Below are 12,303 nucleotides of genomic sequence, written 5' to 3'. Positions count from 1 at the left end.
AAGATAATCTACCTTTCATAAATTATAACTTGTATATACAGGATTTGCAACTGCTTTCATTTAAAATTATTATTCCCTAAATTGATTCCCTCATGAATATTAATTGAAAGGATAGACATAATCCTTTAATCTAATATAAAAGTTGATTGAGGAGGAAGTAACTTATGATAGCAACAATCGAGAAAGGAAATAACGTAGTAACGGCTACCTATACACGAAATTTAAATCACGCAACTCCTGAGGTATGGTCTTTCTTAACAGAGAATAAAAAACTCAAACAATGGTTTTCTGAACTGGAGATACAATCTTTAGAAAAGCGTGGGAAGATCTTCTTCGACTTACAAGATGGCAACTATGAAGAAATGGAAATTCTAGATGTAGTTGAAAATGAAGTATTTGCATTCACTTGGCCACCAACTGATTCTGTACGATTTGAATTAAAGTCAACTGGGAGCGGGTGTGAATTAGTATTTAAAGAATTTATACATAACGTAACAGAACATACACCAAAAGATTTGGCTGGCTGGCATATTTGTTTGGACGTCATTGAACGCTTATTGAATGGTAAGAGTACCCGAAATAGGAAGGCTGAATGGGAAGCTTGTTATCCAAAATATCAAGAGCTTGTAGCTAGTATTAATTAAAACATGTGAGAGTTAGCACCCGATTTCGGAGACGAGCGCCTGAAAGAAAAGTAAGAACTCAATTAGAAAACAACAAAAAACCAGCAGTATGCATGCCTCCATGCTCCTGCTGGTTAAATCTTATATTTTACTTCTTTTTGCTGCTTTTTCACGTTCATTTTTGTTTAGAATCTTCTTACGTAAACGAATGGATTCTGGAGTTACTTCACAATACTCATCTTCATTCAAATACTGCAATGCTTCCTCCAACGACATTTGTCGTGTCTTTCTAATTGTTGCTGTCTGATCTTTCGTAGATGAACGAACGTTTGTTAAATGTTTTTCTTTCGTAATATTAACCGTTAAATCATTTTCACGGTTATGTTCTCCAACAATCATTCCTGCATAAATTTCTGTACCAGGATTTACGAAAATTATACCACGGTCTTCAAGCTGCATAATACCATATGTTGAAGCTTTCCCATTTTCTAACGCAACAAGTACACCTTCACGACGTCCACCAACTTGACCTTTAATTACTGGTTCATATGCTTCAAATGAATGATTTAAAATACCGTAACCACGCGTTTGAGATAGGAACTCCGTTGAGTATCCAAGCAATCCACGAGATGGCACCTTAAATTCAAGGCGAACTTGGCCATTACCATGGTTTATCATATCTAACATCTCACCTTTACGCGCACCAAGCGATTCCATAACTGCACCAGTATACTCTTCAGGTACATCCACTTGTACACGCTCCACTGGCTCACAATTAACACCATCTACTTCTTTAATGATAACCTGTGGTTTCGAAAGCTGTAATTCAAAGCCTTCACGACGTAGGTTTTCAATTAAGATAGACAGGTGAAGTTCGCCACGACCAGATACAACCCATGCATCTGGGGATTCTGTTGGTTCAACACGTAAACTTACATCCGTTTCTAATTGTTTCATTAAGCGCTCTTCAATTTTACGTGATGTAATATATTTCCCTTCACGTCCTGCAAACGGGCTATTATTAACAAGGAACGTCATTTGCAATGTCGGCTCATCAATGTGCAACCATGGAAGTGCTTCTGGATTACTTTGAGGGCATACCGTTTCCCCAACATTAATATCTTCCATACCAGAAATAGCTACAATTTCTCCAGCTTTTGCTTCCTGAATTTCAATACGTTTTAAGCCAATAAAACCGAACAACTTAGTTACACGGAAAGGTTTATTGGTTCCATCCTGTTTCATAACGACTACTTGTTGTCCTACAGAGATTGTACCTCTTACAACACGTCCCACTCCAATACGTCCGACGTAATCATTATAATCAAGAAGGGTAATTTGAAATTGTAGAGGGTCTTCACTGTTGTCAATTGGTGCAGGGATGTGCTCTAAGATTGTTGTAAAAATCGGGTCCATTGTTTCCTGTTGATCTTCTGGTTCGAGTCCTGAAGTACCATTTAATGCAGAAGCATATACAACTGGGAATTCCAATTGCTCATCATCCGCTCCAAGCTCAATGAACAAGTCTAGAACTTCATCAATTACTTCTGTCGGTCTAGCATTGGGACGGTCAATTTTGTTCAAAACAACGATTGGAGTTAATTTTTGCTCTAATGCTTTTTTCAATACAAATCTTGTCTGTGGCATTGTTCCTTCATAAGAATCAACAACTAAAGCAACACCGTCAACCATCTTCATAATACGTTCTACCTCACCACCAAAGTCGGCGTGACCAGGTGTGTCGAGTATGTTAATCGTTGTATCGTTATACTTTACTGCTGTATTTTTTGCTAATATGGTTATTCCTCGTTCACGTTCTATATCTCCAGAGTCCATAGCTCTCTCGTCTACATGTTCATTCTCACGGAAAGTTCCGGAGTATTTTAAAAGTTGATCCACTAGTGTCGTTTTTCCGTGGTCAACGTGGGCTATAATGGCGATATTACGAATATCTTCTCTTAATTGCATAAAAGTACGCTCCTCTATCATTCGGGATGATTAAAAACTATAATAGTATACCACATAAATAGGCAGGAACTAGACTATTTAACAAAAAAATATATTAAATTATGCTTTTGGAAACGTTATAATAAACCTAGCCCCACCAAGATTCGATTTATCTACTTTGATGCTCCCGTTAGATTGCTCAATAATTGCTCTAGCAATCGCTAAACCTAACCCTGTTTCACCATTTTTCCCTTTTACAAAGCGGTGGAATATCGTTGGAATTAAATCTTCAGAAATACCATTCCCATCATCTTCAACTAATATGGTGATGAGCTCACCAGTTGTAAAAATACGAATCCGCACCTGTGATTTAGCATGACGTATACCATTATAGACAACATTTAATAATGCTCTAAGCAACTTCTCTTCGTCAGCATAGATTGTAATATTATTTTCGACATTTTGATGTAATACTATTCCCTTTTCATTGACAAATGGAATGGTTCGATCAATAACTAAATTTATTAACTCCTGCCCATCTATTTTCACAGGTTCGTATATGTTCGGTTCTGTATCTAATTTCGCAAGTAGTATCATTTCATTAATGATCGCCTTAAGCCGGTTTACCTCTGTTACCATTAAATCTAAACCCTTTTCTGTCTCCTGTTCGTCAAATATCCCATCCTTTATTCCTTCCGCATATCCTTGAATCGTCATCAACGGCGTCTTTAATTCATGACTTGCATTTTGAAAGAATATTTGCTGTGAGTTGATATACCGCTGTAATTCGTCAGCCATTTCATAAACACTATCAGCCACTTCTTTAATTTCTCCTGTCGCTTGGATATGCTTAATATCATCGAATTGTCTCTTCTCAATCTTCTTCAACTGTTGTTTTAATAGCGATAAGGGTGTTACTAAGCGCTTCGTTAAAAAGTAAGCAAGCAATATCGCTGCAGCCACTCCGATAATAAAAATTAGAAATAGGCGTAAGAAAAAGTCTAGTTGAACCACTTTCAGATCATCTAAAGAAGTAAGCAATATTAATTCCAGACCAGAAACTTCTGATAGGAACAGTATTCTGGAGGTGACGTATTTCTCGTTCCCCAAATTCCAAATCGTCTGGTTCGTATTGGCGAAATCATTTTGTTCATATAATCCATGAACAAGCTGTGTGGGAGTGGTAGAAAATAGCACCCTATCCTCTGTTCTATCATAAAGAACCATTTGTAAGTCTTGCTCTTCAAGGACATTGTAAAATTGCTGGTTACTCATCATCCCATATTGTTCATTTAATATATCGACTAATATTTCACCAGTCTGTGATAATTGACGTTGTTCGTCCTGAATCAATAAGTCTAAAATTAGGGAATAGATTACATACCAGACAACTGCCATAATTACGACTAACAGGGCAGTAAATGCGTAAATAAGCTGTGTTTGAAGTTTCATACTTTATTAATCCTCTTCTTTTCGCAGGCGATATCCATATCCCCAAACTGTTTCAATTGGAATATCACCTATTTTTTTCCGAATACGTTTCACCAAATCATCAACAGCCCGGTCACTACCAAAATAATCATTTCCCCAGATTCTTACGAGTAATTCCTCTCGAGAAAATGCACGATTCGCATTTTCAGCTAATAGCTCTAACATATCGAATTCCTTCGTGGTTACTTCATATTCATCCTCATTCCAGAAAATTCGCCGTTCATCTTTATAAATAAGCAAGTGATCCACTTTTACCTTATTATCATCTGTTTCCTTTGGTTTTGCCATCAATGCAGTTCGTTTAAACAAGCGCTTAACTCGTGCAATAAGTTCTCTGGGACTAAATGGCTTCGTTAAATAATCGTCACCACCTAATTCTAGACCCAGAATTTTATCAATTTCATCATCTTTTGCTGAAATAATGATAATTGGAACATCACTACCGTTCCTGATTTTTTTACAAAATTCATAACCGTCCATTCCAGGTAGCATTATATCCAATATCCACATGTCAGGAGGATTACTCTGCCATAACTCAAGTGCTTCTTCTGCCGATCCCTTTACAGCCACTTCATATCCCTCTTTTTTCAAATAAGCAGAGACGATATTTTGAATATTAGGATCATCTTCCACTAGTCCGATATAGTTGCTCATTAGCCCTCACCTTTTCCGATATAAGATTAATTCTATTTTTACATAATTCTCATGTTTGTTCATACTGTGATGCTTATTTACACATTTATTCCACAATTATACCAAAACCATCCCACTGGCGGTGGCTATACTAAGGTTATATACTAATTACACGATAGAAAAGCACATACAAAATATTAAAAAGAAGGTGATTTTCATGGAATATAATAATAACTCCAATAATTATCCGAACGAACCAAACGATTCTGGTGAAGGCTCAGGTTCTATGGAAAATCGAGGAACTTATGAACAAAGAACGAGGGATGATATAGAAACAATAGAAGCAGAGCAAAATACGAACGAATCTTTAAGTGATACGGTTAAACAAACCGAATCCGATTCGAACCAACAAGGTTATCAAAGTGACTGGAACAACTATCAGGAAAGAAACACTTTTAAGAGTCAACAAAAAACGAAAAAGAACTGGGTTAGTGGCTTTTTTGGCGGGGTCATTGGTGGGGTAATTTCAGCTATCATTGTTTCCTTGCTATTCACGAATGGCGTTATAGATAATGAAGCCAATTCAGCATCAGGTAATGAACCGACCGCTATGGAAGTTGATGGCACTCCAGCAATGATTGAGACGCTGTCTTCAGAGGATGCAAATGTATCGACCAATATTGGGGAGGTATCTGAAGCGGTTGTTGGTGTCGTTAATCTCCAGCAACAAAGTATTTGGACTGGAAGCGAGGAAGCTGGAACTGGTTCAGGTATCATTTATAAAAAGGAAAATGGAAAAGCCTACGTTGTAACCAACCAACATGTAGTTGATGGTGCACAAGAAGTTGAAGTTGTCTTAAATGAAGATGTGCGAATCCCTGCTACAGTTTTAGGGGGAGACGCTTTAAGCGATTTAGCCGTACTAGAAGTTGATGGCGAACAAATAAATACCGTTGCAAAAATTGGGTCATCTGATGATATGGTCATTGGAGAAACAGTACTAGCAATTGGGAACCCACTTGGATTAGAATTTGCTAATTCGGTAACAAAAGGTATTATTAGTGGTCTAGACCGCTCCGTATCGGTAGACACGAATAGCGATGGTCAGCCCGACTGGGTAACCGAAGTATTGCAAACAGATGCCGCTATTAACCCCGGAAACAGTGGTGGGGCACTAGTTAATGGAGACGGTGAAGTCATCGGTATTAACTCCATGAAAATTGCTCAAAGCGCGGTAGAAGGAATCGGATTTGCTATACCAGTTGATACAGCCTTACCGATTATAGAACAGCTAGAGAGCGGCGGAGAAATTTCGAGGCCACAAATTGGAATTTCAACTGTTTCTTTATACCAAGTACCACCCCAATATCGTTATGAAATTAGGTTGCCTGAGGATGTAGAAGGTGGAATGGTTATTGCCGATGTTCAAGCGAACTCACCTGCAGACAATGCTGGATTACAACAATTTGATGTAATCACAAAAATAAATGGGAATGATGTTACTTCTATTTTAGAACTTAGAAAATATTTATACTCAGAAACACAGGTTGGAGATACAATAGAAATTGAATATTTGCGAAATGGAGAAGTTTTAACAACAGATTTACAATTGGCTGAAATGGAGCAAGCATAGGTGGCAGTGTTATATCAGTAACAGTAACTAGGTATATATATCCATTCGCAATCCTAAGAAGGGGAACTTTTTCCCCTTCTTTTTTCGTATTTTAACAATATACATCATACTATCATACGAAAAAAAGGACGTGTTTTATTTTGATTTGTCATTCTTGTCATCAAGAAACACTAAAGGGAAAGTTTTGTTCGAATTGTGGTGCTGCATTAATCCAGGAGGAGATAACAACAGAAGCAATTCCATCTTCTACAACGACTACTAGTATTCAAACAATTGAAACTGAGACACCACAAGAAAACAAATCTAAGGAGATATTGGAAAGTATGAAAGAAGAGGTCTTTGCCTTTGGTAGATTTTTCATACAAATATTGAAGAACCCAAGTAAGGCAAAAAATCTGAACAGTAAACATTGGATTTCTGGACTCATCATGTTCATTCTGTTCGCATTATTTAATGCATTGAGCAACTACCTTACGCTGACTAACAGCTTCTTTCGCATATCATTTATGGATGGATTTCTGATACCATTCATTCAACTGCTTGCCCTATTTGGCGTGATTGCTGCTTTAACTTTTATTGGGTTAAAAATTGGAGAAAAAAGCCCTTCATTTTTGGAGATTTTAGCCAAGGTTGGCGCATATTTAATTCCATTTTTTGTTTTATTCATTATTAGTATCTTACTTACTCTAATCGGTTTGAACTTTGCAGCGAGTATGCTTATGCTAACGCTTATTGGTCCACTACTACTGATTCCAACCTTTATTATATTAGAACAACCCAATCTTAAATTAGATCGGATCTATATTTTAATTGGCATTTACATCCTTGCACTAATCATTTCATCTTTAATATATCAAAGCCCACTATTGGGTGGATTTAGCCCGTTTTAATTTGAAGAATCTTTTCGCATATATTATTGCCTTTTTGTCATTCGCAATTGATATAAGCTGCGAGCTAACAATAATTTGGGAAATTTTCTTGAGAGAGCTTATCAGGTTCATTTGAAGAGAATTTTGCTCAATTTTAATCTTGAGAGAGCTTATCAAGTTCATTTCAAGAGAATTTTTCTCTATTTCAATCTTGAGAAGGCTTATCAAGTTCATTTCATGAGGGTTTTGCTCTATTTTAATCTTGAGAAGGCTTATCAAGTTCATTTCATGAGGATTTTGCTCTATTTCAATCTTGAGAGAGCTTATCAAGTTCATTTGAAGAGAATTTTGCTCTATTTCAATCTTGAGTAGGCTTATCAAGTTCATTTCATGAGAATTTTGCTCTATTTTAATCTTGAGAAGGCTTATCAAGTTCATTTCATGAGGGTTTTGCTCTATTTCAATCTTGAGAAGGCTTATCAAGTTCATTTGAAGAGAATTTTGCTCTATTTCAATCTTGAGAAGGCTTATCAAGTTCATTTCATGAGAATCTTGCTCTATTTCATTCTTGATAGCTCCGTTGAGTATTGGCATTCATAATTCTTTATTGATCTTGAGAGTACAAGCAAGATATTTTTTTAAGTTCGATGTTACTTCGCAGTTTATATCTACTTTGAAATAGGTTTTCAATAGCTAATCTTTTATAAAACAACCAATTTAAAAGAAGGCTCCTATAGTAGGATAACCTAATAAATAATACTTCCTTAGTAGTTGTCTCCGTAAATAGGGTATAAATTTCAGCAAATTCTTCTGGCGAATATTGTGAGTGATTTTTTATAAAATACAAAATACTGAATACAAGTTGATTTGTTTTGATTTCCACCTAGATTTCTTCATATTTTTTATGAATATCAGTTTGAATTATAAATTGTATTAAAAAGAAAACATAGAATTGTTTATATAACTCATCTTTAAACAGCTCATTAAATCCCCTTTCAGACAAGAGGGTAATTTCGTCAGCATCGTTTTTACAGCAAAGAAACAAGTTGTATGCTGAAGAAATTGGTTTAGTCGAAATTGGAGTTATCTGATTTGACTCAAGTGCATTTCCCATCGCAAGGATAAAACTTTGTATATATTCATGATTATTTCATTGACCAAAACTTCTTTTGAATAATAGTGATAGTAAACTGGCTATTGTTAGTGTACAAATTGGCTTACGTTTTGGCATAAAAATTACTAACTAAAAATCCTACAAATCCCTCTATAACAACAAAAATCACCTATCAAATTAGGACACAATTTGATAGGTGTTTATTAATACATTTTTTATTGTTTGCCAAAGGAAAACGAAACCTGTTAGGTAAGGAGCCTTCTATCTTTGTCTATCCAAAAAACAAATCCATTATATTGCTTGCACCTGAGCTTTTCTTATTATAAAACTCGGAGTATCCGCAGTCCTCACAGTATACAACAATAAATTGATTATTTTGCACATCAAACATCTTTGATAAACCCGTACCTGTCATTGCTACTTCCTTTTTATTCGCTCTAGTACTTCCACATTTTATACAACCTTTTTGCTCATTCATTTCCTATTCCCCCTTTAGAGGGTATACGAATTAACTTGGTAAATTGTTTCAAAACTCTTCTGCCTCATCCTCAAATTTCTTGTGATTTGGAGTTACTCCTGTCGGGTTCCCCTCTATATCAGCGGAAGCAAAGTTTTCATAATCTTCAACTGCTCCAACCGTTTCATCACTATTTGGATACATGTCATCATAGTTCTCTATATCCCCATAGAAGTCTGCCGTTGTTTCTGAGGTTCCGTAACGACTTACTTCCTGCCATGCATCTTCTGCATCATACCCAACTTGCTCTTCATCTGTTACTTCATTCGGATTTATATTTGGCGAAAATACTTCTTCCTCAATCACGCGTGGATGATCAAAGGTATTATTCTTCGCATGCTGTATACACCGGTCTGCTGTCGGAACTGCCACTAACCTTTGATAAGGAATATCTACACCACAAGTTGCGCAAATTCCATATGTCCCCTCTTCAATTGCATGTAGTGCCTTATTAATTTCTTCTAATTCCTTTTCAGCATGCTCATTTAGTGCTGTGTCCTTTTCTCTTTCAAATAGCTCTGTTCCCATGTCTCCTGGGTGATTATCATAATTCGACAGTTCTCCAACCGATTCTTTCGCCATTTCCAGCGTTCTTCCGTAATGGTCTTGTATATGATTAATTAACTCATTTTGTCTTTGAGTTAATGCGACTTTACACTTTGATAGTTGTTCATTCGTGATCACTTTAGATCAAGCCTCCATTGTAGAAATATGTGTGGGCTAAAATGATTACTATCTATACTATGTGTAACTGGACCAGATTGATTCTTTAACCGCGCTCCCAAATCATGTCAATGTGGGGAATTCCATCCTCCATATACATTTCAGATATTTGCCAAAATCCTAAGGAAGCATAGAAATCTTTTAGGTAAACTTGTGCTTGTATCCTGATTTTATTTTCATTCCATTCATCTCTAACAAAGTCAATTGCCCGCTGCATAATCTGCCTTGCATACCCATTTTTACGAAACTTTTCCACAACCAATACACGGCCAATTGATACTTCATCAAACTTCACTTGTTTCGGCAGAATTCGCACATTTGCAGCTATTTCATTATCAATTATTAAAAAATAATGCATACATTCTTGATCATAGTTATCCAATTCAGGATAAGTGCAATTTTGTTCTACAACAAAAACATCTACTCGAGCTTTTAGTATTTGATATAATTCATCATTTGTTAAGTCCTGATATTTCTTGATCTTCCATTCCATGTATATAGCCTCCTTCATTTCTACTGTATCACATGGAAGGATATTATAATGGGTGTGTCGAATACATAAGAAGGAAGGAGAATGACAATAATGATAACAGAGAACACAACAATAGGTTTCGTTGGTACAGGAGTTATGGGGAAAAGTATGGCACGAAATTTACAACATGCTGGCTATACAATTAATGTCTACACACGCACAAAAGAAAAAGCAAAGGAATTAATGGAGCATGGAGCAAGCTGGAAAGAAACAGCAAAGGAATTGGCTGCTACTTCTGACGTTATTATTACAATGGTTGGTTATCCATCTGATGTAGAAGAGGTTTATTTTGGGGAAAATGGAATCTTAGAAAATGCAAAGGAAAATTCCTATGTAATCGATATGACAACTTCCAAACCTTCTTTAGCTATTGAAATATATGAACAAGCATTAAAGAAAAACATCGCTTCATTAGATGCACCTGTTTCTGGTGGAGATACTGGAGCAAAGAATGGAACACTCGCTATTATGGTCGGCGGAAAACAAGAAGCATTTGAGGCATTACGCCCATTATTTGAAGTACTAGGAGACAATATTGTTTTACAAGGCGAGGCTGGATCTGGGCAGTATACGAAATTAGCAAATCAGATAACCATAGCAAATAATATGGTTGGTGTATGTGAAGCGATTGCATTTGCCAGGAAGTCTGGACTTCAACCGGAACGTGTACTTGATAGTATTTCAACTGGTGCAGCTGCAAGTTTTTCTTTATCAAACCTTGCACCAAGAATGTTAAAGGGAGATTACGCACCTGGCTTTTACGTTAAACATTTTATTAAAGACATGAATATTGCTTTAGAGTCTGCAAAAGAATTAGGTCTTATGACGCCTGGACTTGAACTTTCACTAAATCTTTACAAAGAACTTGCTGAAAAAGGCGAAAGCAATAGCGGAACACAAGCACTAATTAAACTGTTTATGTAAGACTATACATCCTCTAATAGGAAGAAAGAGAAACGAATTATTTTCTTTCTCGTTTCTCGATTTCTTCTTGTACAAGAAATGCTAAATCATCATTACCAAACAACTGTAATACATTTAAAACAGCTTGAGCAGATATTTCCTCTGACTCACTTCTTGGAACAGTAAGCTCTAATGCTTCTTTTAATGCATTGTTTTTCACTTGATGTGGATATGCTTGTCCATATAATTTTAATGGATCTATCTCATTATTTACACACCACTGGGCATAAATCAATATCATCATTTTCTCATCAGCTTGATAATTTTTGATTATTTGTTCTTCGATAACTTTCTTATCCAGTCTAATCACCTACTTATTAAACTAAAGCTGTTTTCAAAAGGGTTGTTGCTTTTCTATACATAACGCTTCGGTAGCATTACATCTTCTTGAGAAAAAAGTGCTTTTCTTTTTTCAAAGAGGGCTTAAGCCGTACCCTAAGGTGCGCGTACTGTCGGGAACGGATATCAACACAGCACTTACTTCACATTTTATACCAATAGCAACGAACAGACGAACAACACTAAAAAAGGTTTACCTCACGAATGAGATAAACCTTTCAAATCATCTATTATAGACGAGTTACGTTAGCTGCTTGTGGTCCGCGGTTACCTTCAACGATTTCAAATTCAACATCTTGACCTTCTTCAAGAGTTTTGAAACCATCAGCTTGGATAGCTGAGAAATGTACGAATACATCGTCTCCATCTTCGCGTTCGATGAAACCGAAACCTTTTTCTGCGTTAAACCATTTTACTTTACCAGTCATTTAAATGACCTCCTTATACAAAAAAGTACTGCAAAGTAATTGAAACATAAATACCTTTACAGCTCTTGAATAAGAGGTCGTAAAGTATTACATCAATCCTTTTGCTAACTTTACTTTAACCCTTTCTAGAAAAAAATGCAAGTAATTACAGAAAAAAGTTTGAAACCCTTTTCTTACTTAAAAACAAAAACTTTAAAATTAAATAAGTAATCACTTAATTTATCTTACATAACCAATATAATATGGATTTATGCTAGAACTTTTTAGCAAAGTACTGTTAAGGATATAAAAGGCAAAAGAAACCTTATATGTTTCAGGATCCTTGGAGACACAGTCACACCGAGCATGAAGAAGAGCTCATCAACCACCAGTGGAAATGGTGTGACCCCCAATAGTTGGAGTTTTATTAAGCAACGATTAGATCGGTATGAATTCGGTATTGAACTGGACTCATACCGGTCAATCTTCCTTTAATTCGTTTGTTATTGTAA

At 36.0% G+C, this 12,303-nt stretch carries 14 protein-coding genes; 4 read left to right on the top strand and 10 right to left on the bottom strand.

The features are described 5' to 3' along the window. Window positions 1–164 precede the first annotated feature (164 nt). Window positions 165–644 carry an SRPBCC family protein gene (locus D8M05_RS17710; RefSeq protein WP_121134209.1) on the top strand — a complete coding sequence of 160 codons (480 nt, stop codon included), beginning with the start codon at window positions 165–167 and terminating at the stop codon, window positions 642–644. Between the two features lie 120 nt (window positions 645–764). Here D8M05_RS17710 and typA read toward each other — a convergent pair whose 3' ends face one another. The 3 genes from typA to D8M05_RS17695 form a co-directional block, all read right to left on the bottom strand. Next, window positions 765–2,591, bottom strand: coding sequence for a translational GTPase TypA (gene typA / locus D8M05_RS17705; RefSeq protein ID WP_121134207.1), 1,827 nt, complete (start codon window positions 2,589–2,591; stop codon window positions 765–767). 99 nt (window positions 2,592–2,690) lie between these two features. After that, complete coding sequence (locus D8M05_RS17700; protein ID WP_121134205.1) at window positions 2,691–4,022, bottom strand: sensor histidine kinase; 1,332 nt, start codon at window positions 4,020–4,022, stop codon at window positions 2,691–2,693. A 6-nt stretch (window positions 4,023–4,028) separates the two neighbouring features. Continuing rightward, window positions 4,029–4,715 carry a response regulator transcription factor gene (locus tag D8M05_RS17695; RefSeq protein WP_121134203.1) on the bottom strand — a complete coding sequence of 229 codons (687 nt, stop codon included), beginning with the start codon at window positions 4,713–4,715 and terminating at the stop codon, window positions 4,029–4,031. 196 nt (window positions 4,716–4,911) lie between these two features. Between D8M05_RS17695 and D8M05_RS17690 the strand changes: the two genes are divergently transcribed. Together D8M05_RS17690 and D8M05_RS17685 are read left to right on the top strand one after the other, a co-directional pair. Continuing rightward, window positions 4,912–6,327: a S1C family serine protease gene (locus D8M05_RS17690; RefSeq protein ID WP_245985519.1), complete on the top strand. Its 1,416-nt coding sequence runs from the start codon at window positions 4,912–4,914 to the stop codon at window positions 6,325–6,327. A 140-nt stretch (window positions 6,328–6,467) separates the two neighbouring features. Then, window positions 6,468–7,217 (top strand): zinc ribbon domain-containing protein, encoded by a 750-nt coding sequence (locus D8M05_RS17685; protein ID WP_121134201.1) that lies wholly within the window; start codon window positions 6,468–6,470, stop codon window positions 7,215–7,217. On the opposite strand, the gene D8M05_RS17680 is transcribed toward D8M05_RS17685, so the two are convergent. The 4 genes from D8M05_RS17680 to D8M05_RS17665 form a co-directional block, all read right to left on the bottom strand. After that, window positions 7,191–7,790, bottom strand: coding sequence for a hypothetical protein (locus D8M05_RS17680; RefSeq protein WP_121134199.1), 600 nt, complete (start codon window positions 7,788–7,790; stop codon window positions 7,191–7,193). The genes D8M05_RS17685 and D8M05_RS17680 overlap by 27 nt on opposite strands. A 791-nt stretch (window positions 7,791–8,581) precedes the next feature. After that, complete coding sequence (locus tag D8M05_RS17675; RefSeq protein ID WP_121134197.1) at window positions 8,582–8,788, bottom strand: zinc ribbon domain-containing protein; 207 nt, start codon at window positions 8,786–8,788, stop codon at window positions 8,582–8,584. Between the two features lie 48 nt (window positions 8,789–8,836). Next, a complete protein-coding gene (locus tag D8M05_RS17670) occupies window positions 8,837–9,511 on the bottom strand; it encodes a TraR/DksA C4-type zinc finger protein (RefSeq protein WP_121134195.1) in 675 nt (224 codons plus the stop codon). 85 nt (window positions 9,512–9,596) lie between these two features. After that, window positions 9,597–10,043 carry a GNAT family N-acetyltransferase gene (locus D8M05_RS17665; RefSeq protein WP_121134194.1) on the bottom strand — a complete coding sequence of 149 codons (447 nt, stop codon included), beginning with the start codon at window positions 10,041–10,043 and terminating at the stop codon, window positions 9,597–9,599. An 81-nt stretch (window positions 10,044–10,124) separates the two neighbouring features. On the opposite strand from D8M05_RS17665, the gene D8M05_RS17660 reads away from it, so the two are divergent. Next, window positions 10,125–11,006, top strand: coding sequence for an NAD(P)-dependent oxidoreductase (locus tag D8M05_RS17660; RefSeq protein ID WP_121134193.1), 882 nt, complete (start codon window positions 10,125–10,127; stop codon window positions 11,004–11,006). A gap of 37 nt (window positions 11,007–11,043) precedes the next feature. On the opposite strand, the gene D8M05_RS17655 is transcribed toward D8M05_RS17660, so the two are convergent. The 3 genes from D8M05_RS17655 to D8M05_RS20965 all read right to left on the bottom strand — a co-directional run. Continuing rightward, a complete protein-coding gene (locus D8M05_RS17655; protein WP_121134248.1) occupies window positions 11,044–11,346 on the bottom strand; it encodes a hypothetical protein in 303 nt (100 codons plus the stop codon). 268 nt (window positions 11,347–11,614) lie between these two features. After that, complete coding sequence (locus D8M05_RS17650; protein WP_050351294.1) at window positions 11,615–11,812, bottom strand: cold shock domain-containing protein; 198 nt, start codon at window positions 11,810–11,812, stop codon at window positions 11,615–11,617. A gap of 406 nt (window positions 11,813–12,218) precedes the next feature. Next, window positions 12,219–12,303, bottom strand: an 85-nt coding sequence (locus D8M05_RS20965; RefSeq protein WP_147405200.1) for an IS3 family transposase, incomplete at its 5' end; no start/stop codon positions are given.

The sequence above is a fragment of the Oceanobacillus bengalensis genome, assembly GCF_003628445.1.
GTDB lineage: Bacteria > Bacillota > Bacilli > Bacillales > Amphibacillaceae > Oceanobacillus > Oceanobacillus bengalensis.
This window is presented reverse-complemented; position numbering and strand designations above follow the sequence as displayed.